The organism is Elusimicrobium sp. An273, from assembly GCF_002159705.1.
GTDB lineage: Bacteria > Elusimicrobiota > Elusimicrobia > Elusimicrobiales > Elusimicrobiaceae > Avelusimicrobium > Avelusimicrobium gallicola.
This window is the reverse complement of record NZ_NFJD01000001.1, coordinates 318,451-343,158: the sequence shown is the minus strand read 5'-3', so window position 1 is coordinate 343,158 and position 24,708 is coordinate 318,451. Positions and strand designations below refer to the sequence as shown.

Genomic DNA, 24,708 nt, shown 5'->3' with positions numbered 1-24,708 from the left:
TGTAATTAGTCGTTTAAAAAACTTTTGCCAAACCGAAGCGGCGGCAGTTTGAAATAATCCGCCAGGGTTTGCCCCAAGTCGGCATAGGTGTCGCGCCCGCCGATAAACTGCGGCTTAATGCCCGGCCCGAACAAAATGACCGGCACGTGCTCGCGGGTGTGGTCGGTGCCTTTGTAGGTAGGGTCGCAGCCGTGGTCGGCCGTGATAAACGCCACATCCCCCGGCTGCATTTGTGCGGCCAATTCGGGCAGGCGGGTGTCAAAGTATTCCAAGCCTTTGGCGTAGCCTTCCACGTCGCGGCGGTGGCCCCACGTCATATCAAAATCCACAAAGTTCGTAAACACGAGGCTGAAATCCGGCGCCGCTTTGGCTTGCGCGAGGGTAACGTCCCACAGTTCTTCCAGGCCGGAGGCTTTTACCGCTTGGGTAATGCCCTGCTTGGCGAAAATATCGGATATTTTCCCGACGGAAATCACTTCTCCGCCCGCGTTTTTAATTTCGTCCAATACGGTAATCATCGGCGGTTTGACGGAATAGTCGTGGCGGTTTTTGGTGCGTTTAAATTCGCCTTTCTTTTCGCCTTCAAACGGGCGGGCAATCACGCGGGCGATGTTATAGGGCGCCACGTGTTTAAAGGCGATCTCGCACACCTTATACAGCCGCTCCAAGCCGAAATGCTTTTCGTGCGCGGCAATTTGGAAGACGCTGTCCGCCGATGTGTAGCAAATGGGTTTGCCGGTTTTAATATGTTCCTCGCCCAGTTCTTCAATAATGGCGGTGCCGGAGGCAGCTTTGTCGCCCAGGATGCCGGGCAGGCCGGCTTCGGCGCAGATTTTTTCAATCAGTTCCGGCGGGAAGGACGGATAGTCCGGCTTAAAATAGCCCCACTCAAACTGCACCGGAGAGCCCGCCATTTCCCAATGGCCGGAAGAAGTGTCTTTGCCGTGGCTGATTTCGCGCATAAAACCGTATTTGGAAGGGAGCGAAACGGACGCTTTGGTTTGCGCACCCGCCGCGGGAGCTTTGCCTGTGGAAGCTTCGGCCGCTTTAAACAGGCCCAGTGCCGCCAAATTCGGCACGTTCAGCCCGCCGCGCGCGGCGGCGATGTGTCCCAGTGTGTCGGCCCCGGCGTCGCCAAATTTGGCGGCGTCTTCGGCGCCTCCGATTCCAAACGAATCCATCATCAAAATTACAGCTCTTCCTTTACGGGTCATAGGTGCCTCCTGCTTTTCTTTTATTATACCCCAAAAAAATCCCGCCGTCTAATCGGCCTTCCCTGCACCAAAGGAAGAGCAAAATGCTATAGTATTAACCAGAGGGGGGAGTTATGAAACAAGCGTACGTAAATATGCGAAATTTTTGGCTGGACGTCAAAAATCTGGAAAACCGCAAGGGCGTTATTGAAATCGGGCCGGATAAAATTTCCGTGGCCGGCATTGAAATGGCGATGCAGGACGGAAATGAAGTAAAGCATTTGTTTTTGGCCACCAATTCGTTGGGGGACAGCAGCCTGTATTTTGAAAACAACAGCAAAAGCGGGTTGGGCGGCATCATCGGCGGGCACGGGCACGAAGCCCTGCAGGAAACGGCCGCGCGGATGTTGGCGCACGCCAGCAAACTGACCGGGGAAATGACGGCTGTGGCCGCAGGGGGCGAATTGCCGCCGCCTTCTTCGCCGCAGATGGTGCGGCTGTTTGCCGTGTCTAAAGAAAAATTATTCTATACGGAATTGCCCGAAGTAAATTTGCGCAATCCGGAAAATAATTTTTATCCGTTTTTTGCCTATTCCCAGCAAACGCTGGGGCTGTTCCGCGAGCAGGAAACGCAGGCCTCTTCTAAACCGGGGCATTCTTAATTGAAATTACTTGGACGTAAAAAAGCCGCCTTTCGGGGCGGCTTTTTTGCGGTTAATCGCAGTTTATTTTTTCGTCTATTATATAAAGCGGGCGCTGTTTTACTTCTATAAAAATGCGGCCCAAATACTCGCCGATGACGCCCAGCGAAATAAGCTGTACGCCGCTGAAGAACAAAATGGCCACCATCAGCGAAGCATACCCGCTGACGGGGTTTCCGTATACGATTTTTTGAAACGCTACCCACAGCGCATACAAAAAGGCAAATCCGGAAACGGCAAAGCCGAAATACGTCCACAGCCGAAGCGGCACCGTGCTGGAAGCGGTCAAGCCTTCCAACGCAAAATTCCACAGCCGCCAGTAATTCCACTTGGTTTGTCCGGCCGGGCGCGCTTGGCGCTTAAACGGAACGGCCGCCGTAGGAAAGCCGACCCAATTAAAAAGGCCTTTCATAAACCGCTCCCGCTCCGGCAACGCAAGCACCGCCCGGACGGCGCGGCGGCTTAATAAGCGGCAGTCCCCGGCGTTGGCGGGCAGCGGCCGCGTGGAAATGGCGTTGTAGCATTTATAAAAGCACCCGGCGGTAAAGCGTTTTAAAAACGAGTCTTGGCTTCTGTCGCAGCGTTGGCCGTATACGACGTCAAACCCTTCTTTGTATTTCTGTAAAAACGGGATAATTAATTCCGGCGGGTCTTGCAAATCGGCGTCCAAAATAATCACGGCGTCCGCCTCTGCGGCCTGCGAAAGGCCGGCCGTCAGCGCGGCTTCTTTGCCAAAATTGCGTGAGAATGAAATCACTTTTACGGCCGGGTCTTGCCGGGCCCACTCTTTAAGCAATTCGGCCGTCCCGTCCAGGCTGCCGTCATTTACAAAAATATATTCAAACTTCTCCTGCGGCAGCTGTGCGGCCACTTCCTGCACTTTTTGCCGGAAAAGGGGCAGTACTTCCTGTTCGTTGTATACGGGGACGAGCAACGCTGTTTTCATAAAGGGTTCCTTTTTGTTTCATTATAGTATTTTCTGGGAAAATCGTTGCACTTTGCGCGCGGAAAGGGCATTTGCGGGGATTGCCCGGCGTGTCAAATCGCTGCAAAGCATCCTGCAAACGGGACGAAAAAGCCCTTTTAAACGAACGGGAAAACGGCTGTTTTCCGGCAGGGAAATCAGGCGGATAAATGCTATAATAATTACGCGGCGGGCCTGCCGTTGGGGCGCGCGGGAGGACAGACGGGTGCAGCGCATTTCATTTCGCTTATTTATCTTTTTGTTTATGGCCGCGGCGGCGGTGATTGTCGCCGGGGTGCTGCTATATTGGCAGCAGGTAAGCGGAATTTTGGAGCGGGACGTCAAATCCCACGTGGCGGCCGCCAGCGAAGAAGCCGCTTCCGACTTTAACCGCCTCATTCAAAACGACCAGCAAGTGCTGGAATCCATTGCCATTACGGTGGAAGATACGTATCCGTGGGCGGATACCGTTAATTTAACCGAATTTCTGCGCCGGCAGACGCAGCATAATTATTTTAAGTTGCTGGGCGTGATTACGGAGGGGGGAGACGTCTTTTTGTCTTCCGAACGATCTTTCAGCCCCGTTTTTATTACAGACGTATTGGCCCGCACGTTGGAGGAAGGGAATTACCTTTCCGTGCGCCAAGCCGATCCGGCCGACGGGAAAGATGTGCTGGTGCAGGCCGTATTGCTTAAAAAACAAGGCCGCCCGGTGGGGGCGTTGTTTGCCCTGCAGGAGCCGGGTCGATACCGGCCGCTGCTGGCGCTTTCGGCCATGGGCAACAAAGGCTATTCTCTGGTAATTGAGCGAAACGGAGAGCCGGTGCTGGGATACAGATCGCCTCGGTTTTCCAATGCGTTTGAGGAACTCTCCGGCGTGGAGTTTGACGGGGAAATGACCCCCGCCGCCTTGCGCCAAGCCGTGCGGGAAGGAAAACACTTTATGGTGGGGTTCCGCGGGCCCAACGGACACCGGTTTTTGCATTTTATTCCGCTTCAGGTAAATGATTGGTATATGGTTTCCGCCCTGCCCACCACGTATGTGGAACAGCAGGCGCGGCAGCTGACGTACTTGTCTTTAATTTTATTTCTTTCCATTTTCGTCATTTTCTGCGCGCTTATTTTTTACACCCTGCATATGCGGGCCTACAGCAACCGCCAGCTGTTTGCCACGGCCTTTGTAGACCAGCTGACGGGGGCGGATAACTTTAACCGCATGTGCGAACAATTCCCGGAAAAACTGGCCGGCTTAAACGGCAAAGCGGCCCTTGTGATTTTTGACATCAATAAATTTAAGGTCATCAACGATTTGCACGGATACGAACGGGGCAACCAAGTGCTCCAGCGGGTGGCGCGCGTGCTGCGCGAAAATATCAGCCCGGAAGAATGTTTCTGCCGCTCCACGGCGGATAACTTTATTCTGCTGTTAAAATATACCGACCGCAAATCTTTCCGCTCGCGTATTCATGCGCTGGCCACCCAGCTGCGGCGGGACTGCACGGTGGAAGATTCCTGCCTGATGATTGACGTGGCCTTTGGCGTGTATGAAGTAACGGAAGATATTCCTTTCTATATTATGTTAGACCGCGCCCACCTGGCGCTGGAAAACGCCAAAAAGATGTCGTTTGACAAATGCCAGTTCTACGACGAGGCTGACCGCAAACGGATCGTGGCGGAAAAACAAATTGAAAACACGATGGAAGCCGCCTTGGATCACGGCGATTTCTCCGTATTTCTGCAGCCCAAGTGCGATTTTGCCACCGGCCAAATGCGCGGGGCGGAAGCGCTGGTGCGCTGGAACCAGGCCGAGCAGGGGCTCGTAAAGCCGGATGATTTTATTCCCATTTTTGAGAAGAACGGATTTATTCTGCGGCTGGACATGTTTATCTTGGAAGAAGTGGCCCGGCTGTTGGCGGCGTGGAAGGTAAAAGGCCTGAACCGGGTGCCGGTGGCGGTCAATTTTTCGCGCCTGCATTTAAACGATACGCGCTACATTCCGCAGATGTTGCGCGTGGTGGACAAATACGACGTGCCGCACGAAATGATTGAAGTGGAGCTGACCGAAAGCGTGATTTTTAACAACTTGGAACGGGCGCAGAACGTGATAAACCGGCTGCACCGGCTGGGCTTTTCGGTGGCGATGGATGATTTCGGCTCCGGCTATTCTTCGCTTAACGTACTGAAAAGCCTGCAGTTTGACAGCATCAAGCTGGATAAGGAATTTTTGAGCGGATTTGAAAATAATCCCCATGCCCACCAGGTCATTGAAGGAGCGGTGGCGATGATTAAATCGCTGGGCATCCAAGTAGTGGCCGAAGGCGTGGAAACCAGCGAACAGGCCGATTTCCTGCGCCATACCGGGTGCGATTTGGCGCAGGGGTATTTCTTCTCTCGCCCGCTGCCGGCGGCCCAGTTTGAAACGCTCCTTTCCAAAACGACTTCCGCCCAATAATCCGCCGCGGCCCGCCCGCGGCGTTTGGTTATTGAAGAACCCCGCCAAAAAAGATAATATCCAAGTAGGGGCATTCCCCCTGCAGCAAGACATCTTATTTACGCAAACATCTTAATTACATAGAGGAGTGTCGTATGGCTTCGTCCAAAAACCATAAGATTCTTACCGTCATACAAACGATAGGCCGTTCGTTCTTCCTGCCGATATCCATTCTCCCCGTAGCGGGGCTTTTATTGGGTATCGGCGCTTCTTTTTCCAACCTTTCTACGGTGCAGCAGTACGGGTTGGAATCCATCATGGGGGCCGGTACCGTGCTCAACCATGTGTTTATGCTGATGAGCTCCGTGGGCAACGCGGTGTTTGCCAACCTGCCGCTGCTGTTTGCCTTGGCGGTGGCGATGGGCATGGCCAAGGAAGAAAAAGCCGTGGCCGTGCTGTCGGCGGCGCTGTCTTTTATCATCATGCACGTAACCATTCACGAACTGCTGGTTTTCTCCGGGCAGGTACTGCCCGACGGCAAACTGGCTTCGGACGTCATCGCCGGCACCATCGGCACGACGCTGGGCATTCAAACCTTGGAAATGGGTATTTTCGGCGGTATCTTGGTGGGGCTGGCGGTGGCCTGCCTTCACAACCGTTTTTACCGCATTGAACTGCCGGTGGTCTTCTCGTTCTTCGGCGGGGTACGCTTTGTGCCGATTATCTGCACCTTGGCCGCCATTGTGCTGGGGGTCATCTGCTTCTATGTGTGGCCGCCAATCCAACGCCTGATTTTGGCCAGCGGCGCCTTGGTGGTAAAGACCGGCTACTACGGAACGTTTATCTTTGGTTTTATGGAACGCGCGCTGATTCCGTTCGGCCTGCACCATGTGTTCTATATGCCGTTTTGGCAGTCGGGCCTGGGCGGCGCGATGAACATTGACGGCACGATGTATTACGGGGCGCAGAACATTTTCTTTGCCCAGCTGGCTTCGCACAATACCCAGCACTTTGCTATTGAAGCCGCCCGCTTTATGACGGGCAAATACGCCATTATGATGGGCGGATTAATGGGCGCCGCGCTGGCCATGTACAACACCGCCAAAACCAACAAACGCAAACTGGTGGGCGGGTTATTGTTCTCGGCCGCGCTGACCTCGTTCTTAACCGGTATCACCGAACCGATTGAATTTACCTTCCTGTTTGTGGCGCCGCTTTTGTATGTGGTGCACTGCGTGTTTGCGGGGCTGTCGTTTGTGCTGATGCACGTGTTTCAAATTACCATCGGCACGACGTTCTCCTGCGGGTTGATTGATTACGTGCTCTACGGCGTGATGCAGGGCAACGACAAAACCAACTGGGTGCGCCTGCTGCCGATTTTCGTCATCTACTTTGTGGTGTATTATTACCTGTTCCGCTGGGTGATTTTGAAGTGGAATTTGCCTACGCCCGGCCGCGAAGCAGACGACCAGGAAACTAAGCTCTACACCAAAGCCGATTACCAGGCCAAGCAAGAAAAGAAAGAAGCCGCCGAACAAGCGGCGCAAACGCCTGCCGCCGCGGCGCCGACTGAGCAATCCGTCGGTTTTGAGCGCGACGAACAAATGGAAAACATTATTGCCGGTTTAGGCGGGCTGGACAATATGGAAAACCCGGAATGCTGCGCTACGCGCCTGCGCTTAAACGTGAAGGACAGCAGCAAGATTGACAAGGCTCTTCTTAAAAAAGCAGGCGCCTTGGGCGTAGTGATTAACGGCAACGCCATCCAGGTGGTATATGGCCCAGTGGTAAGCGTCATTAAACCGAAACTCCAAGAGTATATGGATAAAAAACGCGCCGCCGGAAAATAAGTTTAGCCGACGATTAAAAGCGCCCCTTCTAATGAAAGGGGCGCTTTTTTATAAGGAAATTTGGTGCAGGAACTTTTTAGCAGACGTAAAACCTTTCATAAAAAACCCCGGGCATATGCCCGGGGGGTAATCGTTCTTTCGTTAGAAAGAAAGGGCTTCTATCTGCTCCGGCGTTTTGTCCAGCGGCAAGACCTGCGAAGAAACGGAAGCAAAGTCTATCTTGGTTAAATCAATCTGCCGGATTTGGCTGTTGTTCATCGTGCGGTAGTAGAAAGCGGGGCGCGTCATATTGGTTACGCTCGTCCATTGGGTGGCGCTGGGCAAATCCGGGATTTTTTCACCCGCCGCAAATTCCACCCCAATCGGAATATCAAAGTTGTTTAGGATATGAAACGCCTGCAATACGCCGGCCTGCGCCGTAGGCGCTTGAGGAGCGGTGTGCAGATAGAAAAACGCCCGTACAAAGCGGGAAGGGGGCGTAATGTCCCCCGGCAGGCCCCACATGCCGGCGCCGGCCCCAAAAGCCGCTAAGGTGGTATCGCCATAGGAAACGGGTTTTACGTCGCCCGCTTGCAGGTGCACGTAGTTCTTTAAATGCGTTACCTGCCACGGGAAAGAAGGAGAATTGGTCAGCACGCCCACGGTGTTTTCGTAAATGTGCCGCTCGCCGTTGTTTTCAATTTCCAGCACGATGCTGCGCCCCGTAGCGTCTGCAATGCGCCAATGCCCGGTGGAGGCTGTTTTTTGCCCTTCCTGCGGGGGGTAAATGGTCACGATGTCAATTTTTTTCAGGCCTTTAATCACTTCGTCTACGGTGGCGAAATTGGTCAGCATCCAGCGCACCAGCTCCACATCCGCCACGGATTTTTTGGCCCGTTTCGGGTTAAACGGCGCCAAACTGCCATAGCCGGAAAAATAAAAAATACCGGCGGCCAACCCTTTTTCGTTCACGCCTTCGCCGATAAAGGGAGCTTTGACTACGCTAATTCCCACCGCGCCGTATTTGTTCTTCCAGGAAAGGCCGTTTTGGCCCTGCGGCGTAAGAGACGTATTTTGCTGTCCGCGCCCCATAATGACCAGTTGGCTTTCCAGCGAAAACCCGCCCCATTCAATGGTGCGCGCCTGCAGTTGGGCACCGTCGGTCGTTTTAAACGCAATGCCGGTGCAGGCGTCTGCCGGCATTTGCCCCGCCAGCAGTCCGGCCGCCAGCAGGCAAGAAAAGATTTTTTTCATAAGAATCCTCCTTAGGACATTATAAAAAGAAAAAGTCACTTTCATAAAGATAAAATTATATTAGAGAGCCTTTTCTTTTTGAAACCCTTTAAATTGTGTATAGTTTTATAACGGAGCCTGTAATGGCAAGAGATTTTTTAGAAACGTATTTAAACAAACCGCGGTCGTTTCTTTTTGTGATAGGGCTTGTCTTATTGGGATTGGCGGCATGGGGAGTGATGCTCTGGCGGCTGGAAGCACCGGCACCGGTACGCCCGGTTATTTTGCTGATTAACCGTTACCCGCTGACGCCGGCAGACAAGTCGTTTTTACAGCAGGCCAATCCGTACGGGTTTCTTTTGGGGATTCCGGCACATCCGCATTTGGATCCGCGCCGCCTGCGGCAGGAATTAGCGGAAGTGCTGCATCGGGCGGATTTTGTGTTTTTTATAGACCAAGAAGGGGGCACGGTTAACCGTATTAAACAGTACGATCCGTCTTTTCAGGCGCCCGCGCCGGAAGTGTTTGGAAAACAAGCGGAAACAAATTTGCCGCAAGCGATTGAAGCCGCTTATCAATATGGCGTAAGGACAGGGAAATTTCTTAAAAATTTGACGATAGATGTCGTTTTCGCGCCTTTGGCGGAACAACGGCCCACCGGGCCAAACGCCCCGCACAAAAGCCGTTATTTTTCAGATCAGCCGGCCCTTGTGCAAGCTCTAGCCGACGCTTACGCCCGCGGGTTGGCCGACGGGGGCGTAATTCCTTGTTATAAGCATGCACCCGGCGGCTCGGCGCAGTATGAAAAGCAAACCGTGGAACTTCCTGCGCTTGAAATTCAAAGCAAGTTACTTCTTGTCTGAACAGTGTTTTAGCCGAAGTTTAATGAGACGGTTTTGAAGCAGCAGGCAGAATGCGGGTTAATCAATAGAGCGGAACTGGAACAGCAGAAATTAGAGCAACAAACTAAAACGCTGGCCCAAGTGGTGCGGCGGATTACTTACGCATACCAAGGGGAAAATATAGAGGTTTTGCTCCCGAACGGGGTAAGTTTTGCATTCCACGCGGCGGTAAAACCCAATTATGTGCGGCGCACCAAACGGGTAAACACCAACCCCCAAACACCCAAAATAGACAAAAAGACATATTATAAGGCGCTTGCCTTGCAGATACGGGAATATATGAGGGTAAATAGCCTTTCCCAGCGGGAATGTGCCGCGGCCCTTGGCATGAGCCCCGCCCGCGTGAGCCAGCTGCTGAGTGAAAAAAGGGAAAAAATTAATAAATAAACTTATTTTTTAACTCGGGGCTATTTCTTTTAAATTCCCATTTTTATCTTTTATATATCTGCTGTGAATTTTTTCGTCTTTAACTATCTTTTGTAATATATTTATAAAATCCTTTATTTGAATAAAATAAAGGGAGTCATTCTTTTCTTTGTCTGAAGTAAAAAAGAATCCATTTAAAGAATTCCTCTCATTATAAGAAAGTATAAATATAAAACTATGAATTAAATAGTTGCATAATTTTTAATATTCAGAGAGTGTCTCACCGGATTATTCAGATCAAAAATTTGATCAATATTATGCCAGTTAAATAAATTAACGTGTTTAATATTGGGGTATTTTTTTATAGGGCAAGAAATTTCTTTTAGTTTATAAGACAATTTAGATGCTTCGAACAATTTCCTAACAATATATGCCGAAATGAAGATTGCTTTTTCGTAAGCAATCTCCCGGGATTCAGATAACTTCGTTTTGAATCTTGCCCGATATATAATTTGGCTTAGTTTGGATAATTCTTTTTTCCAAGGACGAGAATCAAGAATCATATAATATGTCCCTTAAATATAATAGACGCTAGTTGCTTTGATTTATTTTATATTTCCCATGAGGTTCTTTTCTGATTTTATTTTCTCTCATTAATATTCCTAGGATAGAATAGGTTAGATAATCTTTTTGTTTGCCGGCATTATCTGAATGTAAATTAAGATATCTTGCGAATTCAGCATTTTTTATACCATCGGGATTAGCTTCTAAAAACTCTAATATAGCTTTTTTCATAAAGTCTAGTCCTATAGTTGCCAGTTCATAAACTCCAACAGGCAAATTTAATTCCCGTTTCGAAGAAGTGATAGAAGGGTTGGGCGTGACTGAATTCTTTAAGATTCCGCCATTTTTTTCTGTTCCAAAAGAGGCAATAAGTTCTGCTTCCAGTGTTAAAGCTTGTTGTTCAGTTAAATTGTCAATAAGAGTACTTACAAGAACTTTTCCGCCATCTTGAATAATTTCTTGGATAAACTGCCCTTTGTTTGTATTGTCTATATTTAGTAAGTGTTCTTCTTTTCTCATCCCTGTCCCTTTTCCTATATAGAAAATTTGTGCGGGATTTTTTCTTCCATCTTTTAAGGCATAAATATAAAAGGAATAATCTTTATTTTTCATAATCAGATTTCCATATTGATAAACTCTTCGTTTTGATTATATTAATTTTTAGTTTTACACAAAATTAAATTTCGGGCAGTTAAATGAAGGGCAAAAGGATACAAAGATACCTTTTGCCCTTACTTTTGGGGCCCAAATGCGCCGTAGGCAAAAGTATCCGTTTTCCCCAGAGAGGCCCAAAACAAAAAATCCCCGACGATAGCCGGGGATAAACAAGCTAAAAAGACATTAAAAAATCCCATCCAAAGTTCGATGGGAGTAAATATGGGGTTCGCTTTTAGAATATTTTTACAACTTTTTCTCCACCAATGTCATTTATTGGCATATTTTGCTTTCCCGACGAGAACGAACCCTTAAAAACGGTCAAAAAGGCCCTTCTTATAACTTTTTGCAAGGTGTCTTGAGTCCTTAAATTTGGCTTAAAAATGGCATTTTGGACCCGTCTGCTACAACTTTTGTGGTTTATGGTGATTCAGGAGAGAGTGTGAATATATAATTGTACAAGAATATGTAGAGAAATTTTTATTTTCAACAACTTTACAAGTTGTTAATAAAAACAACAAATTGTATATCTTTGCAGATAAGTCACCATTGCACGTTGGTGAAGTCTAAGAGTTTAGCGCAAACCTCATCAAAGATAAGCGGCCATTTAGTTTGTCATACTCCTGATGCCGCTTTGTCAATAATGGCAGAGTAAACATATGTAGATATAGTTAATTTTTACTATAATCATTTTATGACTCCAAATGGCCACGAAAACTTGCGACTTTCACTTTCTACAATAGCAGATGAAGGAGACATTCAATTTGCTGTAGAAGTATGGCGTTTGGCTAAATTAACAAACAAAATGCTCTCTAAAATTGATTTGGATGAACAACGCAAGTATGTTGGACAACTTGATTGGTTCAATAAGAAAGCCTCTGATTTCTTCCAAAGGAAAGGAATATCTTTCGCAAATTTTCAAGCCGGCATGCCTTTTGACGCAGGAATGCCATTGAATCCTATTAATATTAGTAGTTTCAATGCTGAAGATGATTTATATATTGAACAATTATTAGAGCCTGTTATTTTGTGTGAGGGAAAAGTTGTGAGGAGAGGAGCCGCTATATTAGGGAAGAAATAACTATGAAACATTTTATAGGGATTGATTTAGGGACTACAAATAGTGCTATTTGTTCATATGATGGAGAAAAAACTCATATTTATCAAAGTCCTCGAGAATTATCGGAAGTAACTCCATCAGCTATTTATATCAATAAACGCGGAGTGAAATATTTAGGGCAAGAGGCATATAAAATGCTTTTAAATGACCCTGAAAATGTGGCCGTCAGATTTAAAAGATTCATGGGAACAAATACTCCAATTAATATTCCTAATTTAGGACATCCTATGTCTCCGGAAGAGTGTTCGGCGGAAATATTAAAAGTATTGTTTAATTATCTTCCTGAAGAACTGAGAGATTCTCTAGACGGAGGTACTGTGATTACTGTTCCAGCCGCATTTAATCAAATGCAAAAAGAAGCTACACTGCAAGCTGCTAATATGGCGGGAATAGGAAAAGTCGCCCTCATGCAGGAGCCTGTTGCTGCCATTATGAGTGTCATGAAAGCTCGTACCGAAGATGGTATCTTTATTGTGTATGATCTTGGTGGAGGGACTTTAGATATAGCCGTAGCAGAAAGCATAAATGGACATGTTAGTTTGTTGAGTCATGGTGGAATAGCTATGTGTGGTGGTAGAGATTTTGACCGTGCTATTTTGGAATATGTCGTATATCCATGGTTGTTACAGAACTTTAAATTGCCTGATACTTTTTGGAATGATACAGCATACGGGCGTTTAGTAAGAATGTCTGCTTATGCTGCTGAGTCTGCTAAAATCAAATTGTCTAGCGATGACCAGGCTATCATTAATGTAATGGAAGAAGAAATGCGGATGCAAGACCAAGAGGGTAAGGATATCTATCTTAATATTATCCTTACTAGAGAACGCTATGATGAGTTGGTTGCAGCACAGGTAGAAGAAAGTGTTAAAGCAGTGTATGAAACTCTAGAAAAAGCAGGATTGCAGCCGGATGATGTCGCCCGAATCGTTTTTGTAGGCGGGCCAACCTGTTACAGACCTATGAGAGAAAAAATATCGTCTGCTTTAGGTATTCCAGCCAATACAGATGTGAATCCCATGACAGCTGTTGCTGAAGGAGCCGCTCTTTTCGCTGAATCGATAGACTGGACTTCTCAAGAACATGCTCGTAAAAATGTCAAAGAAACCCTAGAAGTGCAGGAAGATGTAAACCTTCAATTTGATTACATCGCTCGTACGCCCGACATCAAAACTAAACTTATTATGCATTCGGCTTCTTTAAATGAAAATTATGAGTTACAGATTGATTCTGTTGAAAGTGGTTGGTCCTCTGGAAGAGTAAAAGTCAAAGAAGGTAATATGGTCGAACTGTTATTGTCCAAACAGGGAGAAAATAATTTCAAGATATTTTTGTTTAATGAACATGGACAAAATATTCCGTGTGAAATAGATAAAATTACAATAACCCGAACAGCGGCTACTGTTGACTCAATCCCCGCTTCTTATTCTGTTGGAATTGAGGTGTTGGATAAAGTGGGGGGCTCCTCTGTTTTAGATTATTTAGTCCACTCGGGGGATATGCTTCCTAAAAAAGGAATAAAACATTTTAAAGCAGCTTCTACGCTAAAAGCCGGAGATCCTTCGGCATTAAATTTCAAAATTTGGGAGGGAGATATTTCTATGCCAATTACCGACAACCGTCTAGTAGGCGTGATGAAAATTTCCGGTACTGATTTTGATGAAGGCGTCATTTATGCAGGAGCGGATATCGATGTAAACTATCAAATGTCGGATGATGGAAATATCCGGTTGGAGATTTCTATTCCTAGCATTAGAAGCTCTTTTAATTCTGCTAAAAATTTTTATTCTCGTCAGGAAGGACAAAAAGATTATTCAGAACTTCCTCAAACCATTATTTTTGATGCAAAAAGTACTAAAGAAAGAGCAGATGAAATGGCTGCCCATATTGAAGACCCCGAACTAGATGGTATCAGAAATACCTTGGAAGAAACGTCTAATTTGCCTGCGGGATTAGTAGATCCAGAAAAAGCGAAAGAAGCTGAAGAGAAAGTTTTACGGGCAAAAAGAGAACTTGCTTCTATTCGTAAGAAACATCTGTATGAAATAAGAAAAATAGAATTGGATAAGGCGATTGATCTTTTTAACACCTGCTTCCAAAAGGATGTATCCCCTCTAGAAAAATCCTCTTTCGATAATCTTGTGGCAAGTGCCCAACGTATGCTCCAAAGGGATACACAAGAGTTTGAGGACTATATGTTTGAAATTAGAACTAAGATATTTTCTATGTTATGGAAGAGAGACTGGTTTGTTGTAACTAGATTTAAAAGTCTAATTTCGACTCCTTTTTTATTTATAGATAAGGTTAAATTCCAAGAATTAGCCCATAAAGGACAGGAAGCTATAGAGATGGATCAGATACAACAACTGCGCCAAATTGTCTTTGAGTTGGAGGATATCCGGCAAGGTGGAAGTAGTATCATGGAAGAGTCGGATATAACGAATATAGTACGAGGATAATATTTATGTTTGTTCCTTGGTTTCCCAAAAGATATTTGCTTAATTCTGATATTTCAATATCCCGTCTTGTTTTTGCGGGCCCTAACTGGCAAATATACAAATTAGGTGATGGACGCAATTTGCTTGTAGTGGTTACTGATTTAGCCCAAAAATGGGCAAACTTAGGATTATTGGGTATATCAGTATGGCGGAGTGTTTCCTTTGGCGGCAAAAACTATCAGTTTATTGTGTCTTCAGATAAATATGTATTGAGACCAACCAATCATGATGTTGCCATTGCAGATAAAACGGAGGCATTGGCCTTTGCAAATTCTTTGCGAGAAACTCGCAAACTTGTTCCTGATATTCCTCTTGATAATTCAATATATGTCGAACAATATGCACGTTTGCTTCCTCTTGCTGAAACCATAGATAATTCAGATGATGGCCTTTTGTTAGGGACTTGCCTAACAGGAGGAGTTCCAGTATCTATAAAAGCGATTCGCCGTTTGCAAAACTTGACTCCGTATTTATCAAGAGAAGATTTGCATGAAATTGCTCAAGTTGCAGGGGTGGGTATTGCTAAAACCTTGCAAAGAGATCCTACAGATACGGAAAGTCATAAAAATCACCTTTTGGATTGTTTTAGTTTGCCAGGTGCTACCTATTTAGAACAATTTTTTTATGAAAATGTGATTGATATTGCATTCCATCCGGAGAAATATGAACCGCTGGGAATATCTTTCCCTTCTCCTATAGTTCTGTATGGAGCCCCAGGGACAGGTAAAACTTTTGCAGTAGAGCAATTAGCTACTTTTTTGGATTGGCCGGTTTTTTCTGTTGATTCAAGCAGTGTGGGAAGCCCCTATATTCATCAAACGAGCAAAAAGATATCAGAAGTTTTCGAGAAAGCTTGTTCAGCTGCCCCCTCAATACTTGTTATTGATGAAATGGAGGCATATTTATCAAACCGCGATGGAGCCCAGGAATATAAAATTGAGGAAATAGGAGAATTTCTGCGGCTTATTCCCGAAGCTTCTAATCATAAAGTCTTAGTGATTGGAATCACTAATTTATTAGAAAAAATAGATCCAGCTATTTTGCGAACAGGTCGTTTTGACCATAAGATTGAGGTTAAAATGCCTGATGCAAAAGATATCGAAAATATGTTTCGATCTGCATTCGAGAAATTGCCTGTTGATCAAAACATCCAAGCGGGAGAGATCATATCTGCCTTGATTGGTAAATCTCGTTCAGATGTGGCCTTTGTTATTAAAGAAGCTGCCCGTTTAACAGCTTTTAAAGGGAAAAAGCAGATTACACAACAAGAACTTAATGAAGCTCTCCACAGCGGCCACTTTTTATATGAGAACAATAAACGGACAATAGGATTTAGGCCATGAACTTATTTGAAAACCCTTTTAATGTGTTTGGGGTAAGCACACGAGATAACCGCAAACAGATCTTGGAGATTGCCAAAGAGAAGATTTTGTCGCTAGATTCAGGGTTTGTTTCGGATGCTAAATTAATGTTGACCACACCTAGTAAACGCATTAATGCAGAAATTGCGTGGCTCCCTGGGCTTAGTAAAAATAAATGTCAAGAAGTTATGCAATTCTTGGCAAATAAAAATACTGATTTGAACTTTATTGGGACATTGCCGCCGCTACCAGCCCTAAATGTTCTGGTTTCTATGGTGAATTATTGGGATAACTTACAACCCAAACTAGTTGTTGAGTTGATGATTGCTGTTTCGACTAAATATGAAGATATAAATGTGGATAATTTGACGACTATTTTGAATGAAGAAAGAGATGTCGCCAAAATACCTGCCATTTCATCGTCTTCAATTGTCGGACATGCCCTTGAAGTCCATAAAAATTATTGTATAGAGCAAATACAATATCTGCTCGATAAATTATCTATAAAAGATTTAACGAGTAGCATGCTATTACTTATGGAAAGATGCCTCAAACAAGAGAAGAGACTTACATTGGTTGATGCTTTGATTGATAAGAGTTATGCCATCAAGGTGCAGCCTTATGTTCTAGATCAGAGTGATAAAATACAGAAAATTGCTAGCGCAATTAACAAGAAGTTATCTGGTAATCTAACATCTTCATCTGTAGACGAAGCCGTAGAAGAGTTTATCAGAGAATTATCCGTTTTTGATGAGATGGCACGCCCTATACAATTAAGTATGAAACAGCGTGGCTTGGAACACCAAGGAAGTAAAGATATTGCTTATGTGGCTCGTGGTCTTGCAATAGATTTGTTAAATAAAGCAAAAAAAGAAGAACTTTCCGAAAAATTAATGAAGAAGGTTCAAGAACTATTTATAGAGATCCCCTCTGTAGAGGAGAGAGTTTCTGCCGATTTGCAAGATTTAAAAGAAATACAAGAAGACCAAAAAGAATGGGAAAAGGGAATCTCTTGTTCTGTTTCTCAATGGGGGTGGGGACATAAATTAGATATTTCTCCCACTGGAATTACGGTTAGTAAATCACGGCATTATAAATTAGAAGAGATTAGTAGTATCCGTTATGGTGTGACGAAAAAATATACGAATGGAATTTATACAGGGACGGATACGCTTGTCCATTTTGGAACAGAAAAGAATGGATTTGAAACCATTACATGGTTGGATTATAAGAATGGGAACTGGAACAAATTTGTAAATTGTTTATATCGGGCTGTTGGGTGGAGAATTTTTCTGGCGATGATATCTAAACTGGCTTTGGGAGGTAATCTGTATGGTGTGATTTATGATGATAAAGTCTTATTAGCAAAAACCCATTTTTATACTCCAACAGAAAAACAATTTTTCTCTTGGAATGAAGTGGTAATATTTTCGCAAAATGGTTTCTTCGTGATTGCTAATAAAAATGACAAAGCCTGGCAAGTATCATTCTCATATCAAGAAGATGACAATACTCATATCATCGATAATATGATTCATGAGGCTTTTAAAAAGGGGGCAGCCAAACTTAGTCGAGCATTTGGTATGACAAAGGAAAGAGCGAAGCAAAGTCCTCAGTTTGATTTCGGGCCGGAAAAGAATTTAGATAGTTTGGGATATATTTTTACTTGGATATTTACTATTGTAGGTGTAATTTTCCTTCTTGTCTGGATGAGTGGATGTTGTTAATTGTAATTATGTAAGGCGCAATTTGCGAACTATTTTTTTATTGTGTCAAAATATGTAAAAAGTAGATATAAATACGATGACCAGAAAATTGAAAGTAAGCTAAACTCCGACCGCTTTACTAAAAGGGGCTTGAACCCAAAATGGTAAGTGGACTGCATATGCAATGTCATTGAGCGAAATCATGCTGTGTAGGAATATGTTCAAGACCGAGAAGACCAAATTGCCAAAGTAAAGGAAATCAGAAATTTAATTCGCAAATGTGGATTTCCGCTCATTAACAGAAGAACAAACTTCGCAGATGGATTTATCTAATCGCTCGGAACCATCAAGTCTAGTACTTGGACTTTAATAGAAGGGACAAGCTCACTTTCCTGACGAAAATATAAACCCTTCAAATAGCCGAGAAATTGAAACTCTAGAGTTTTGACTTTAAAATGGTACTTTTATTCTGTTTAGGGTTTATGGATATTTAGGGGGCTTGAGGTTTCTAATCTCAGGTACCCACTATATTGATACTGCAAGCTGAGAGTCACTTCTTAGTTTTCCCAAGAGAATTCCATTACTCCCCGCCAAATAGGTCTTTTGTCCCTATCATCTCTAAATTATATTTCTCATAATAAGATGCTGAATATAAAAGCCAGCAAATAGTTTCTCGTAAAACATAGCGTGCACTCTTCAGTAATTTACCAGGTTTTATATTTCTAAACAGCAATTGAGCATGGTATACACTTACCCATTATATAGAAGGGAGGAAGATTTTTGCCTAAAAGGCCCCGAATATACAGGCGGGAAGCACTCTGCTGTAAATAGGAATTGTAAATGGTATACACTTATACATTAAGTAGCAAGGGAGGATAAGAAATTATAACGGGATTTATAGGTTCTAATGGCAGTTTATAAGGCTACACAAAAAGCCCATAACTTTTATTAAGAGGGATTAAAAAAGGTATACACTTATACATTTGTTGAACCCGAAAGAGTTCCCAGATTGAAAAATCTTGGATTTGGACTGAGGAGATTCGACAAAGTATGATAGATCGAATAAAAGGTGGTATTGAACCAAAAAATGTAAAAGAATTGTGGCCTGGGGCGATAGAGGCCTTGAAAGCCCAGAGAATTAAGAATCCCCATAATAAACCTGTGGTGTCTTATCACAGCAAAAAACAACAGGTTGTATTTGATGTAGCCGCACCAAGATGTTTATTTGGCAATAACCTGGCGGAAGCCACGGATTCGGACTTGGATGAGTTAGTGACAGCTATTCAATGCGAATGTACTAGAAACGGCGTAGATGTGCCCAAAGAAGCAATATATAACGCACAGATTTATTATTTGGAGTATGGGAAAAACATTATTTTGCCTATAACTACTTCTATGACCGCCTTGTTCAAGCGGTTTGGGAAGGGTTTAACTAAAGGATATAATGCGCTTGAATTTCATCACTATAGAAAAGATAGAAGAGACGGGTATAAAGTGGGTATAAGCCTGGACAACAGAGACATCGCTTTTTATGACAAAACAACCAAGGAAATAGTGGGAAAGAGTCTATACAACAAGGAAAACAAAGAAATCTATTGCAAGTTGCTAGCTCAAGGGAAGCAAGTGCTTAGATATGAAGTCACTTTTTATAATAGCCCTTCCGTAAAGGCAAATTTATCCAAGTTTAAGCAATGTAGTGGAACGTTTACATTACGGAATGTGTGGGATAGTAAATTAGCCAGGGAGTTGCTGGTAAGCTTCTCTAATGAGGTGCTAAACAATTTACCCCCTGCTGGGTGTTCCAAAGAAACAGAACTAAGGCAGATAAAAGAAGCCAGAAGAGCCGGAGTCTCCATTAGCAATGTTCTCATATACAAAGGATTGGAAAATCTAGAAAAAAAGTTGGGAGCCAATACCGTTAAGGAACTGTTTAACCCTATTGAAGAGAGATACGCTGGAGGGAAAAAGCAATATATGCAGTACAGCGCCGCAAAGAATAAACAAGAGAAATTAGCCGCATATTTTAAGCCTAGGCGGGACCAGACAATTAGAAAAATCAAACGGACGATCAATGATTTTAAGCCTATTCGGGTGGATATGAGGACCAAAGAAATAATTGATTACTAACTGGGGAATACAAAGGAGTAATAAAATGGATAACTTAATTAAACAGTTGGAAGACTATAGACTTAAAAACAGACTTACACAGGCAGAACTGGCCAAATTATTGGGGGTTTCTTATGTATCAATCAACAAATGGCTTAACGGGCATACGCGCCCCCAAAAGTTACAAATTTATCAGATTGAGCAATTAATAAGCACAGGGGGACAGGGATGATAAAGAGGGGTGTATATTATGTAAGAATAAGTAAGGTTAATAGATATAGATAAATAATAGACATAAGTAAAGAAGATATAGGAGTATAATGCCAAGGGTACAAAGTAGACTTGGCAAGATTACAGGGTAATCTTTAAACAGGGTTTAGAAAGATATAAGAAGACAATTTAGAGATGTAGGGAAGGAATTAATCTTATGATTAGTATATCCTTCCAGGGTTCAAAGTAATAGTAAATAAGGAAAACATACGTCACTATTTAAAAAGACCTATATGTGATATTATGATATTAATAGATCAACGCCTTTTTATAAGCCATTGTATGAAAAGATATTTATCTCCTAAAGACAAAGAACGATATGCAGATTATTTAACTATAAACGCTAAATATTATCATTTAGCAAAAAAGATTGATGCAGCTGAATATACAAAAAATTTAGAAGTCCTACATCAGGCTATTGATGAATGTCAAGAGGCTATCAATTTAAGTACAGATCCGTTAGAATTATCCACTTTATATTACTTTAAGAGTAACGGATTGCGTGGGCTTAAAGAAAAGAACAGTTGGAACTGGCGCACCGCTATTGAAGGACAAATTTTATTGGCGATGCGTAATTCTATTCGTTATTCGCTAATAGTAAGTCATAAAATCCCAAAAGCAGAACTGGCAAGAAGATATACCAATTTAGCGAATGCTACTGATTTCGCCGGACTATTTATAGAGGCTGGAGAATTATACGATAGGGCATTATATTTCCAGGAAGATAAAGGTGTAGCTCTCTTAAATAAAGGGATTTCTTTGATATCCTATGGGAACTATGTCTGTAACGAAGATACAGCACAAATTTTTATGCGTGAGGCTGCTTTTTGGTTGCAAGAAGCCTTTCGGATTGGAGAAAAAGATCTCCGCGAAGAAACGGTCCCTATCAAACAAGCAAAGGAAAGATATTCTCGCTTTTTGCAGGTGCCACAGCCAGTGCAATTCAAAAATATTGAAGAAAAATTTTCTATTGAACCAGAAGAATTGAAATATAGAAAATGGGCGGCAGAAAATAGATTGTTTCTGAATCCCTTAAATGATCTTTGCTCTGAACCCATCAAATTATGTGTGGTGGAAGATTGCTTAATGGCCCCTTCATTTATTTTTGATGACAGTAGCAAAAGAAAATACTTGCCATTGTGGATTAATCAGCTCAAGCAAGAATTCATTGCAGCAAGAACATTGTGTTTTGAAGGCTTCTCAGCCCCAAGAGAGCATTATAGTGACCATTTAACTTTCCTGGAAGCTCATCCCCTGTTACCAGGAAGAATATATTCCTTTAATCTAGAAAAAATCAAATGGGCTTTCAGATCCGCATATTCTTTGTTTGATAAAATTGCTGTAATCTTAACTGATATGTATGCCATAGAACATACAAACAAAGTATATTTTAGGAGCTTTTGGTATCAGAATGAGAATTTTAAGCAACCTTTAAAACCTTTCTTTTCTTCAGAACCAAAGACGCAAAATTTTAATCGGCACAATCTTGCCTTACGGGCTCTTTTTAGTATTGCTAATGATTTTTCTTCCAAAACAGAGGAGTGGAAAGATTCTCTTGATGAAGAGATGAGAGATATTACTGCTATGCGCCATAATTTGGAGCATAATGGGTTGGAAGTAATTGAAACGGGAGAGAGTAATCTAAAAGAAAGAATCATTACGCTTCAAGATTTAATAGATAAAACTTTATATTTATTAAAAAAGTGCCGGAATGCCATCATGTATTTAATTTTCGCTATTAATGAAGAATCTCGGAAAGAAACAGAAAAAGATAAACATTTAAGGCTTCCTATACACGGACTTCCGTATTTTGTACCTGAAGGATTAGACTTTTCTCTTGGCAAAGACTCTTCCTCTAAAAATAAATAACATAGCTTTTTTCCTTTTTCTTGCCCCAGGGAGTAGGGGCATCCTCCCTCTTTTGGATAAGAAAGAATCTGTAAATTGAAATAAAGAAAAATTCTAATTAATAATAAGTATTTTCCTGGAAATACTCGGTATGCTGGCTCTAGATAGCAATTCACAATAGGGAAATGCCGATATTTTTACTTAAAAAATGCTTTAAATTGTTAGAATATACCTATAGAAATCGTACTTATCTGTTGGGAGATAATAGAATGGCCAAGAAAAAGGTGGAAAAACCAATCAATTTAGATAATATTCTCTTTAATTGCCGTAATATTTTGCGCGGGGCTCGCAATTCAGGTTCTTTTTTTGAAAAAAGGGACATGATGCTTACCTTAGTGTTTTTGCGCTTTATTGGCGAAAAATACGAAGATGGCATTGAAAAACTGCGCAAAACATTAATAGAGCAAGGCCTAAACCCCGATGATGAGAATATTAGAGCCGCCTTTTTTGATGATGCCACATTTACGGACGGAACCTATAATCTGCCTAAAGAGGCCCGCTGGTCCACCATCATTAATACCAGTGCCCCAGCCTTAAATGTGGCGTTAGATACCGCTCTGCACAGTATAGCCACTACTTCTGCCCAGCTAAAAGGGTGTTTTATAGAAGGAACTTTTACTACTAGAGGCCTAGCCCCCAACGATATTAAAAAACTGGTTGATGAGGTAAATAAAATCAGCCATAAAGCCTTTGGGGAAGAAAAAGACCTTATTGGGCGGGTTTACGAGTATTTCCTTAAAGAATTTGCTGTTAATGCTACCAAAGAGGAGGGAGAATTTTACACCCCGCACGATGTGGTGCAGCTAATAGCCTCTATGATAGAGCCTTATGAAGGAACCTTGTATGACCCGGCTTGTGGCTCCGGCGGTATGTTTATACAAAGTGCGGAATTAGTCAAAGCCCGGCAAGGGGATATTAGCCATATCAACATCTACGGGCAAGAAAAAGATGCCGCCACCTATCGCCTTGCCAAGATGAACTTGGCTCTGCGCGGCCTAAGCCATAACCTGGGGGAAACGAACGACTCTTCCTTTACGCACGATTTGCATAAAGGCTTATATTTTAACTATATCATGGCTAATCCGCCGTTTAACCTGAAAGGTTGGTACAATGAGAATTTAAAAAATGATGCTCGCTGGGCCGACTATGGCCTCCCGCCAGAAAGTAACGCAAACTATGCGTGGATCTTGCATATCCTTTCCCATTTAAAGCCTGCGGACGGCGTGGCCGGCTTTTTGCTGGCTAACGGGGCCTTGAATGATAGTGATACGTTAGCCATACGCAAGAAATTAATACAAAATGACAAAGTGGAAGCTATTGTGGTCCTTCCGCGGGAACTTTTTATCACAACAGATATTAGCGTAACCCTCTGGATTTTGAACCAAAATAAAAAGGGTGGCGAATATCACGGGCGTACGTTAAGAAACCGTGAACACGAAATTTTGTTTATGGATTTGCGCCAATGGACGGAAAACACCGTTAAGAACGAAAACAAAAAAAAGGTGCGCTTATCTACACAACAAATAGAAAAAGCCTCCGAAATATACCACAAATGGCAAAGCACTGGCACCGATGGTGCCCACTATGCAGTGCCTGAACTTTACAGAAGTGTTTCCATTGCGGAAATTGAGCAAAAAGGCTGGGCGCTAACCCCCAGCAAATATATAGAGTTTATTGACCACGACTTGGATATAGATTATAACAAGGAAATGTCTCGCATCCAGACCGAAATGAAAGAACTTTTGAAACAAGAAAAACAGTCTCAACAATTGTTAGAAAGTGCATTTAAGGGTATTGGTTATGGCCTTGACTAAATATAAATTGGGGAATTTAATTGAACAACGCCGCGAAAAATATGATGGAGAAGCCAATATCCAAGCGTGGGGGGTTTCTTGTGATGGATTTATTTCTCCCAAACAAGATAGTGCTGATACTTCTGTTTATAATGTTTTCTACAAAAATGATTTTGTATTTAATCCTGCTAGAATGGAACGCAACTCCATAGCGTTAAATATATTTTTTGACAAAGCCATCTGCTCATCTTTGTATGAAATTTTTTTTATAAAACGGCCAGATATCATATTACCAGAATATCTCAATATGTTCGTCAAGCGTAATGAATTTGCTAGAAAATGTTGGTTTGAAGCTGTTGGATCTGCTCGTAATTATTTTAGGGTTGCAAATTTGGGGGAATTTGAGATTGATCTCCCATCCATAGAAATTCAGCAGAAGTATGTGGATATTTATAAAGCAATGGTGGCTAACCAAAAAAGTTACGAGCAAGGCTTGGACGATTTAAAACTCGTTTGTGATGCCTATATTGAAGACTTGCGCCGCAAAATGCCTTGTGAAAAAATAGGCCCATATATTGAAGAATGTCATGAAAAAAATGACAACAATTTAATTAACTTGTTCCAAGGTGTTACAGTCGATCATATCTTTACAGATCCCAAAAGAATTGCCGAAGATTCTGAAAATGGAAGTATTGTTAGGACAGGGCAATTTGCCTTTAATAAAGTAATGAAAGCGCACAATACAAAATTACCTATTGCTCTTCGTGAGGGTCCTGATTGTGTTGTTTCTAATTCATATCAAGTTTTTAAGATAACGAATTCCAACAAATTATTACCAAAGTATTTATTAATATGGATGAATCGTTCAGAAACCCAGCGATATGCAGGTTTTATGGCTTTTGGTACTACTAGGGATATTTTTACTTTTCAAGATATGCAAGAAATTTCTATTCCATTACCTCATATTACTGTTCAACAAAATATCATTGATATATTTTCTTCATATCAAAAAAGAAGTGCGATTAATGAAAAACTGAAAGAGCTAATTAAAAATATCTGTCCCATCCTAATTAAAGGCGCTATGGAAGAAGGCCAAAAGGAGGCATAAC

The 24,708-nt window shown here is 42.9% G+C and carries 19 protein-coding genes; 14 read left to right on the top strand and 5 right to left on the bottom strand.

All coding sequences use genetic code 11. From position 1 onward, the window contains the following. Positions 1–5: 5 nt before the first annotated feature. Entirely contained in the window at positions 6–1,214 is a 1,209-nt protein-coding gene (locus tag B5F75_RS01625) for a phosphopentomutase (RefSeq protein ID WP_087286932.1), read from the bottom strand. 113 nt (positions 1,215–1,327) lie between these two features. On the opposite strand from B5F75_RS01625, the gene B5F75_RS01620 reads away from it, so the two are divergent. After that, positions 1,328–1,855: a hypothetical protein gene (locus B5F75_RS01620; RefSeq protein ID WP_087286929.1), complete on the top strand. Its 528-nt coding sequence runs from the start codon at positions 1,328–1,330 to the stop codon at positions 1,853–1,855. A gap of 52 nt (positions 1,856–1,907) precedes the next feature. Here the strand turns inward: B5F75_RS01620 and B5F75_RS01615 are convergent, their stop codons facing one another. Further along, complete coding sequence (locus B5F75_RS01615; RefSeq protein WP_087286926.1) at positions 1,908–2,840, bottom strand: glycosyltransferase family 2 protein; 933 nt, start codon at positions 2,838–2,840, stop codon at positions 1,908–1,910. Positions 2,841–3,084: 244 nt separating this feature from the next. Between B5F75_RS01615 and B5F75_RS01605 the strand changes: the two genes are divergently transcribed. Both B5F75_RS01605 and B5F75_RS01600 read left to right on the top strand, forming a co-directional pair. After that, positions 3,085–5,310: an EAL domain-containing protein gene (locus tag B5F75_RS01605; protein WP_087286921.1), complete on the top strand. Its 2,226-nt coding sequence runs from the start codon at positions 3,085–3,087 to the stop codon at positions 5,308–5,310. Positions 5,311–5,444: 134 nt separating this feature from the next. After that, positions 5,445–7,139, top strand: coding sequence for a PTS transporter subunit EIIC (locus tag B5F75_RS01600; protein WP_087286918.1), 1,695 nt, complete (start codon positions 5,445–5,447; stop codon positions 7,137–7,139). A gap of 141 nt (positions 7,140–7,280) precedes the next feature. Here the strand turns inward: B5F75_RS01600 and B5F75_RS01595 are convergent, their stop codons facing one another. Continuing rightward, positions 7,281–8,378 (bottom strand): linear amide C-N hydrolase, encoded by a 1,098-nt coding sequence (locus tag B5F75_RS01595; RefSeq protein WP_425130002.1) that lies wholly within the window; start codon positions 8,376–8,378, stop codon positions 7,281–7,283. Between the two features lie 116 nt (positions 8,379–8,494). Here B5F75_RS01595 and B5F75_RS01590 point away from each other — a divergent pair, with 116 nt between their 5' ends. Together B5F75_RS01590 and B5F75_RS01585 are read left to right on the top strand one after the other, a co-directional pair. Further along, positions 8,495–9,214 carry a glycoside hydrolase family 3 N-terminal domain-containing protein gene (locus tag B5F75_RS01590; RefSeq protein ID WP_087286912.1) on the top strand — a complete coding sequence of 240 codons (720 nt, stop codon included), beginning with the start codon at positions 8,495–8,497 and terminating at the stop codon, positions 9,212–9,214. A gap of 33 nt (positions 9,215–9,247) precedes the next feature. Beyond that, a complete protein-coding gene (locus B5F75_RS01585) occupies positions 9,248–9,640 on the top strand; it encodes a helix-turn-helix domain-containing protein (RefSeq protein WP_087286909.1) in 393 nt (130 codons plus the stop codon). A gap of 221 nt (positions 9,641–9,861) precedes the next feature. Here B5F75_RS01585 and B5F75_RS01580 read toward each other — a convergent pair whose 3' ends face one another. Next, complete coding sequence (locus B5F75_RS01580) at positions 9,862–10,182, bottom strand: hypothetical protein (RefSeq protein ID WP_087286906.1); 321 nt, start codon at positions 10,180–10,182, stop codon at positions 9,862–9,864. A gap of 28 nt (positions 10,183–10,210) precedes the next feature. Next, on the bottom strand, positions 10,211–10,795 hold the full coding sequence (locus tag B5F75_RS01575) for an LEM-3-like GIY-YIG domain-containing protein (protein ID WP_087286904.1): 585 nt from the start codon (positions 10,793–10,795) through the stop codon (positions 10,211–10,213). 736 nt (positions 10,796–11,531) lie between these two features. Here B5F75_RS01575 and B5F75_RS01570 point away from each other — a divergent pair. The 9 genes from B5F75_RS01570 (at position 11,532) to B5F75_RS01530 (ending at position 24,707) form a co-directional block, all read left to right on the top strand. Continuing rightward, the gene (locus B5F75_RS01570) at positions 11,532–11,918 is read left to right on the top strand and encodes a hypothetical protein (protein ID WP_143351224.1); all 387 of its coding nucleotides are present in this window, start codon (positions 11,532–11,534) and stop codon (positions 11,916–11,918) included. Between the two features lie 2 nt (positions 11,919–11,920). Continuing rightward, positions 11,921–14,416: an Hsp70 family protein gene (locus B5F75_RS01565; protein WP_087286899.1), complete on the top strand. Its 2,496-nt coding sequence runs from the start codon at positions 11,921–11,923 to the stop codon at positions 14,414–14,416. A gap of 5 nt (positions 14,417–14,421) precedes the next feature. Beyond that, entirely contained in the window at positions 14,422–15,798 is a 1,377-nt protein-coding gene (locus B5F75_RS01560) for an ATP-binding protein (RefSeq protein ID WP_087286896.1), read from the top strand. Then, positions 15,795–17,543, top strand: a complete 1,749-nt coding sequence (locus B5F75_RS01555; RefSeq protein WP_087286893.1) for a hypothetical protein — start codon at positions 15,795–15,797, stop codon at positions 17,541–17,543. The genes B5F75_RS01560 and B5F75_RS01555 overlap by 4 nt, the downstream gene beginning before the upstream one ends. Positions 17,544–18,572: 1,029 nt before the next feature. Further along, positions 18,573–19,649, top strand: a complete 1,077-nt coding sequence (locus tag B5F75_RS01550; protein WP_087286890.1) for a hypothetical protein — start codon at positions 18,573–18,575, stop codon at positions 19,647–19,649. A gap of 25 nt (positions 19,650–19,674) precedes the next feature. Further along, positions 19,675–19,860: a helix-turn-helix transcriptional regulator gene (locus B5F75_RS01545; RefSeq protein WP_087286887.1), complete on the top strand. Its 186-nt coding sequence runs from the start codon at positions 19,675–19,677 to the stop codon at positions 19,858–19,860. Between the two features lie 320 nt (positions 19,861–20,180). Beyond that, the gene (locus tag B5F75_RS01540; RefSeq protein WP_143351223.1) at positions 20,181–21,767 is read left to right on the top strand and encodes an LA2681 family HEPN domain-containing protein; all 1,587 of its coding nucleotides are present in this window, start codon (positions 20,181–20,183) and stop codon (positions 21,765–21,767) included. 248 nt (positions 21,768–22,015) lie between these two features. Then, complete coding sequence (locus tag B5F75_RS01535) at positions 22,016–23,620, top strand: class I SAM-dependent DNA methyltransferase (RefSeq protein WP_087286881.1); 1,605 nt, start codon at positions 22,016–22,018, stop codon at positions 23,618–23,620. Beyond that, positions 23,607–24,707 (top strand): restriction endonuclease subunit S, encoded by a 1,101-nt coding sequence (locus tag B5F75_RS01530; protein ID WP_087286879.1) that lies wholly within the window; start codon positions 23,607–23,609, stop codon positions 24,705–24,707. Before B5F75_RS01535 ends, B5F75_RS01530 begins: the two co-directional genes overlap by 14 nt. Position 24,708 lies beyond the last annotated feature (1 nt).

What these genes read in the sequence shown, in the direction of transcription:
- B5F75_RS01600 (WP_087286918.1), top strand. Translation starts at nt 5,445, where the DNA reads ATGGCTTCGTCCAAAAACCATAAGATTCTTACCGTCATACAAACGATA.
- B5F75_RS01560 (WP_087286896.1), top strand. Translation starts at nt 14,422, where the DNA reads ATGTTTGTTCCTTGGTTTCCCAAAAGATATTTGCTTAATTCTGATATT.
- B5F75_RS01620 (WP_087286929.1), top strand. Translation starts at nt 1,328, where the DNA reads ATGAAACAAGCGTACGTAAATATGCGAAATTTTTGGCTGGACGTCAAA.
- B5F75_RS01625 (WP_087286932.1), bottom strand. Translation starts at nt 1,214, where the DNA reads ATGACCCGTAAAGGAAGAGCTGTAATTTTGATGATGGATTCGTTTGGA.
- B5F75_RS01555 (WP_087286893.1), top strand. Translation starts at nt 15,795, where the DNA reads ATGAACTTATTTGAAAACCCTTTTAATGTGTTTGGGGTAAGCACACGA.
- B5F75_RS01535 (WP_087286881.1), top strand. Translation starts at nt 22,016, where the DNA reads ATGGCCAAGAAAAAGGTGGAAAAACCAATCAATTTAGATAATATTCTC.
- B5F75_RS01590 (WP_087286912.1), top strand. Translation starts at nt 8,495, where the DNA reads ATGGCAAGAGATTTTTTAGAAACGTATTTAAACAAACCGCGGTCGTTT.
- B5F75_RS01540 (WP_143351223.1), top strand. Translation starts at nt 20,181, where the DNA reads ATGAAAAGATATTTATCTCCTAAAGACAAAGAACGATATGCAGATTAT.
- B5F75_RS01530 (WP_087286879.1), top strand. Translation starts at nt 23,607, where the DNA reads ATGGCCTTGACTAAATATAAATTGGGGAATTTAATTGAACAACGCCGC.
- B5F75_RS01570 (WP_143351224.1), top strand. Translation starts at nt 11,532, where the DNA reads ATGACTCCAAATGGCCACGAAAACTTGCGACTTTCACTTTCTACAATA.
- B5F75_RS01550 (WP_087286890.1), top strand. Translation starts at nt 18,573, where the DNA reads ATGATAGATCGAATAAAAGGTGGTATTGAACCAAAAAATGTAAAAGAA.
- B5F75_RS01575 (WP_087286904.1), bottom strand. Translation starts at nt 10,795, where the DNA reads ATGAAAAATAAAGATTATTCCTTTTATATTTATGCCTTAAAAGATGGA.
- B5F75_RS01615 (WP_087286926.1), bottom strand. Translation starts at nt 2,840, where the DNA reads ATGAAAACAGCGTTGCTCGTCCCCGTATACAACGAACAGGAAGTACTG.
- B5F75_RS01545 (WP_087286887.1), top strand. Translation starts at nt 19,675, where the DNA reads ATGGATAACTTAATTAAACAGTTGGAAGACTATAGACTTAAAAACAGA.
- B5F75_RS01580 (WP_087286906.1), bottom strand. Translation starts at nt 10,182, where the DNA reads ATGATTCTTGATTCTCGTCCTTGGAAAAAAGAATTATCCAAACTAAGC.
- B5F75_RS01565 (WP_087286899.1), top strand. Translation starts at nt 11,921, where the DNA reads ATGAAACATTTTATAGGGATTGATTTAGGGACTACAAATAGTGCTATT.